The sequence below is a fragment of the Ensifer sp. 22460 genome (genome assembly GCF_052044935.1).
In the GTDB taxonomy this organism is placed as follows: Bacteria; Pseudomonadota; Alphaproteobacteria; order Rhizobiales; family Rhizobiaceae; genus Ensifer.
This window is the reverse complement of record NZ_JBQENZ010000081.1, coordinates 1-371: the sequence shown is the minus strand read 5'-3', so window position 1 is coordinate 371 and position 371 is coordinate 1. Positions and strand designations below refer to the sequence as shown.

Below are 371 nucleotides of genomic sequence, written 5' to 3'. Positions count from 1 at the left end.
CCGCATCTCGTCGGGCCTGCGCGTCGGTTCCGCTGCCGACAACGCCGCTTACTGGTCGATCGCGACCACCATGCGTTCGGACAACAAGGCTCTCGGCACGGTTCAGGACGCCCTCGGCCTCGGCGCTGCCAAGACCGACGTTGCCTACACCGCCATGGAAAACTCCAAGGACGTCGTCGACGAGATCAAGAAGAAGCTGGTTGCCGCCAGCGAGCCGGGTGTTGACAAGAGCAAGATCCAGAAGGAAATCAAGGAGCTGCAGAACCAGCTCATCAGCATTTCCAAGTCGGCTTCGTTCTCCGGCGAAAACTGGGTCTACAACGACGCCAACAACACGGCTGCCACCAAGTCGATCGTCGGTTCGTTCAACC

1 protein-coding gene is annotated in these 371 nt (G+C 60.1%); it reads left to right on the top strand.

Annotated elements, in window-relative coordinates:
- A partial coding sequence (locus tag ACTJKM_RS36090; protein WP_440661898.1) for a flagellin N-terminal helical domain-containing protein occupies positions 1-371 on the top strand: 371 nt, incomplete at both ends.